Here is a 4,156-nt window from a genome sequence, read left to right on the forward strand (position 1 = left end):
GACCCAGGCGACCAACGCCATCAGCCAGCTCGGCCAGATCCAGCACCGCCGGGGCGGGCGCCGCCGCGGCCTGGCGCTGGATCTGGCCGAGCTGGCTGATGGCGTTGGTCGCCTGGGTCTGCAGCAGCTCCGACTTTTCCTTCGAGCCGGCGGAGGAGCCGAAATAGAAGCTGACCACCTGCTGCGCATTGGCCGAGAAATAGCCGAGGATGGCGCCGACGAAGCCGGAGACGGCGACCCAGGTCTCCGGGCTGACGCCGACGGTGCCGAGCCCGCCGGTGACCATGGCGACGATGACGCAGAGCGTCATCACCGCGACCACCGTGAAGGAGCCGAGCACCGCCCAGGCCAGCCGGTCGGCGGTGTGCACCCCGGCCGCGCTGGCCGCGCTCTGCCGGGCCCGGGCATCGGCCAGGTCGCGCTGCGCCATGTCGGCGAAGCGGAACTCGTTGTCGGCCTCGAACTTGCGCAGCGCCAGCTCGGCCTCGCGCAGCCGGGTCATGTCGGCCGGGTCGGTGATGCGGGCGATGCGCTCGGCGATGCTGGTGGGGGTGGCCTTGGCCTGCTTCTCCGGCTCGTCGGGGAACAGGAAGCCGGCCACGATCGAGGCCACCATCCCCCCCGCCGGTCCGAGCAGCCCGGTCGCCACCGTCGGCGCCACCACCCGCGCGATGTCGGTCCACTCCGCCATGGCCTGTGTCCCCCCTGATCCGGGTCCGGGGACCCGGTCGGGCGGACGCTAGGCCAAGGCCGTGGAACGTTTCTATGAAATAACGGAAAGCCGGGCGCACTGATCGGTGTGAATTGCGCCCGGTGAAACCATCATGAAAATAAGCGGATCAGCCGGGCAGCGCACGGTAGGGCAGCGGCGCGAAGCGGCTGGCATGCCATTCCACCCGCTGCCAGACGCCGCCGGTCAGATAGGGGTCGGCGGCCCACCAGCGCTGCGCCTCGGCCAGGCTGGCATGCGCGGTGATGGCGACCGAGCCGGCCATGCCGCCGGCCTCGTTCAGGATGGCGCCGCCGAGGGTCAGGGTGCCGTCCTCGGCGGCGGGGCGGACGCGGGCCAGATGCGCCTCGCGCACCGCCAGGCGGCGCGGCAGCGCGCCCTCGTCGGTGCCGTCGAAGGCGATGGCCACTGCATGGCTCGGCTGCGCCGGGGCCGGGCCCTTGGGCAGCGGGCGGTAGGGGAGCGGTGCGATGCGGAAGCGGTGCACCGCGTGGCTGGCCCAGATGCCGTGGCGCAGGAAGGGCTCGGCGGCCAGGTAGCCGTCCAGCGCCTCGGGCGTCACCAGCATCAGCGAGCCCTGGTAGCCGGCGCCCTCACCCATCAGCGGGATGCCCAGGATCAGCGCGCCCGAGGCCGCCATCGGCTCGATCAGCGCCAGATGGGCCGCGCGGTGCTCGCCGATGCGCGCCGCCGCATCGGCCGCCCCGCGCGCCAGGACCAGACGGCATTCGCTCATTCGACCTCTCCCTGCGTGGCGCGCCGGCCGGCGCGTCCCTGGCGACCCAGCACAAGAAAGCTGATCGCGCCGAACAGCGCCAGCTGCAGCGCGGCGCTCAGGAAGGCGATCTCGTAGCTGCCGGTCCAGCGGACCAGCCCCGCGAAGGCCAGCGGCCCGCCGATCGAGCCCAGGAAGCCGAACAGGCTGGCGGCCGAGGTGACGTCGCTGACCAGCGGCAGGGGCGCCACGCGGGCGAGCTCGGCGATGTGCACGCCGTTCCAGCCGATGGCGGTGAAGCCCACCAGCGCGGCGCAGGCATAGAGCGCCAGGCCGCCGGCGCTGCCGGCGACCAGCAGCAGGGCGACGGCCGCGGCCGAGGCCAGCGCCTGCAGGGCGAGATGGCGGAGCGCCCTGCCGCGGCGGTCGGCGACCCAGCCCATCAGCACGCGGCCGATCATGCTGCTGAACTGCATCACCGCGACGATGCCGCCGGCCTCGGCCAGCGTCGCGCCGTGGCGGGTGACGGCATAGGTGGCGGTGAAGGCCATCAGGCAGGCCTGCAGCGTCGAATAGGAGGCGCCGAGCGCGGTCAGCAGCGGCAGCGAGGGATGCGCCTTCAGCACGCCGAGCGAGCGCAGGAAGACCCGCGGCGAGAACAGCGCCCGGCCCCAATGGCCGCCGACCGCCGTGGCCGGCCCGCCGTCGAGGCGGCGGCGGAAGGGCTGCACCAGCAGGATCGAGGCCAGCGTCACCCCGGTGATGGTCCAGAGCGCCGCCTGCAGCCCGTGATGCTGCACCAGCGGCGCGATGGCCAGGCCCGCGATGGCGCCGCCCAGCGGCACGCCGGCCTGCTTGATCGAGAAGATCAGCGTGCGGTGCCGCGGCGGCGCGGTGCGGATCAGGATCTGGCTGCCGGCCGGGGTGTTCGGGCCGCAGCCGAAGCCGATCGCCAGCGCGCCGAGCAGCGCCACCAGCCCGACCGGCTGCGCCATCAGCAGCAGCCCGGCCGCCATGCAGGCTAGGCCGATCTGCAGGCTGCGGACCGCGCCGAAATGGCCGAGCATCGGCCCGCCGCAGGCCAGGAACCAGGAGATGCCGCCCGAGGTCAGCGCCGAGACATAGCCGATGCTCTCGGGCGAGAGGCCGCTGCGCGCCATCAGCGGCGGGCCCAGCAGCGGCAGCGCCATGCTGCTGAAGGAGCTGACCGTCTGCACGAAGAGGGTGGCGATCAGCGCGCTCGCCCACAATGGCAAGGCCGCACGGGTGTCATGATCCGCCCCAGGCTGATCCTTGGGGCTCGAAGGCACGGACAATTTCCTGGCTTTCCCATCCCGCCGCCGGGACAGGGGTCCCGGGTGGCGGGGCCAGCATGGCCGAGGCCCCCCGCGCTGCCAAGCCACGGCGGCCTGCTGCTTTCACGCCTTGTTGAAACTATTGCGCGATGCTGCGCCGGACAGCGGCAGGCGAGGATCCCCATGCCCCTTCGCGATCAGGGCGAGCTGGACAAACGGCTGGCGACCTTCAAGGTCACGGCCGAGGATGTGGCGGTGCTGAAGGGCATGGCGGACTACGCCCGTTCGCGCCTGCCCGACCTGCTGCAGGAGCTGCATGTCGAATTCGCCGGCTGGCCGGAGATCCAGGCGGCGCTGACCAAGGCCGAGGTGCATCGCGCCCGCGTGGCCCACTGGTGCCGGGTGGTCAGCGGCGACATGGGGCCGGGCTTCACCGAATCCGCGCAGACCCTGGCCTCGCTGTTCTACGACCACGGGGTGCCCGGCTATGCGGTGGCGATCTGCCATTCCTCGGTGATGAACGGCATCCTGCGCGACCTCGGCATCGACGACGGCAGCAAGGGCAGGTCCGGCTGGTTCGGCCGCGGCGGGCCGCGCAATGCCGGCGCCATCCGGAGCGCGCTAAACAAGGGCGCCTGGTTCGACCTGGAGCTGCTGCTGGAGGTCTATGCCGCGGCCGAGCAGCGCAGCCGCGCCGCCGCGCTGAACAACATGGCCGAGGCCATCGAGCGCGAGGCCGGCATCGCGGTGGAGAAGGTCAGCGCGCTGACCAGCGACATGTCCGGCACCGCCAAGGCCATGGCCTCGACCGCGGCGCGCACCGGGCAGAATGCCGGGGAGGCCGCCGAAGCCGCCTCGCAGACCCGCCACACCGCCGAGACCGTCGCCTCCGCCGCCGACCAGCTGACCAGCTCGATCCACCAGATCGTCCGCCAGGTCAGCGGCTCCACCGCCTCGGCGCAGCGCGCGGTGGTGGCCGGCCGCGGCGCCCGCGACAGCATCGAGGCGATGTCGCAGCAGGCTGCGCAGATCGGCAAGATCGCAGAGATCATCGCCGACATCGCCGCGCGGACGAACCTCCTGGCGCTCAATGCCACGATCGAGGCGGCGCGCGCCGGCGATGCGGGGAAGGGCTTCGCGGTGGTCGCCGGCGAGGTGAAGCAGCTGGCGACGCAGACCGCGCAATCCACCGCCGACATCACCCGGCAGATCGCCGCCGTCCGCCAAGCGACGCAGCTGGCCGCCGACGAGGTCAGCCAGGTGGTCGGGCTGATCGGCGAGATCGACACCACCACCTCGGCTGTCGCCGCCGCGGTGGAGGCGCAGGGGTCCGCCACCGCCGCCATCGCCCGCAGCGTCGGCGAGACGGCCAGCGCCGCCAGCCGCATGTCGCAGCGCACCGACGACGTCCGCGCC

Annotated in this window: 4 protein-coding genes; 1 reads left to right on the forward strand and 3 read right to left on the reverse strand. The window is 72.9% G+C overall.

Annotated features, from left to right (window positions below):
* From BKE38_RS13825 to BKE38_RS13835, 3 genes are all read right to left on the reverse strand, one after another.
* The coding region (locus tag BKE38_RS13825) for a hypothetical protein (RefSeq protein WP_076957893.1) at positions 1 to 691 on the reverse strand (691 nt) is incomplete at its 3' end.
* A gap of 148 nt (positions 692 to 839) precedes the next feature.
* Positions 840 to 1,466 carry a YciI family protein gene (locus BKE38_RS13830; RefSeq protein ID WP_242662345.1) on the reverse strand — a complete coding sequence of 209 codons (627 nt, stop codon included), beginning with the start codon at positions 1,464 to 1,466 and terminating at the stop codon, positions 840 to 842.
* Positions 1,463 to 2,701, reverse strand: a complete 1,239-nt coding sequence (locus BKE38_RS13835; protein WP_131829592.1) for an MFS transporter — start codon at positions 2,699 to 2,701, stop codon at positions 1,463 to 1,465. Before BKE38_RS13835 ends, BKE38_RS13830 begins: the two co-directional genes overlap by 4 nt.
* A 222-nt stretch (positions 2,702 to 2,923) precedes the next feature.
* Between BKE38_RS13835 and BKE38_RS13840 the strand changes: the two genes are divergently transcribed.
* Positions 2,924 to 4,156 (forward strand): globin-coupled sensor protein (locus tag BKE38_RS13840; protein WP_076957895.1); only part of this gene is annotated, 1,233 nt, incomplete at its 3' end.

This window comes from Teichococcus deserti, assembly GCF_001982615.1.
In the GTDB taxonomy this organism is placed as follows: domain Bacteria; phylum Pseudomonadota; class Alphaproteobacteria; order Acetobacterales; family Acetobacteraceae; genus Pseudoroseomonas; species Pseudoroseomonas deserti.

Coding starts and splice junctions, on each gene's coding strand:
- BKE38_RS13830 (WP_242662345.1), bottom strand. CDS start 1,466: ATGAGCGAATGCCGTCTGGTCCTGGCGCGCGGGGCGGCCGATGCGGCG.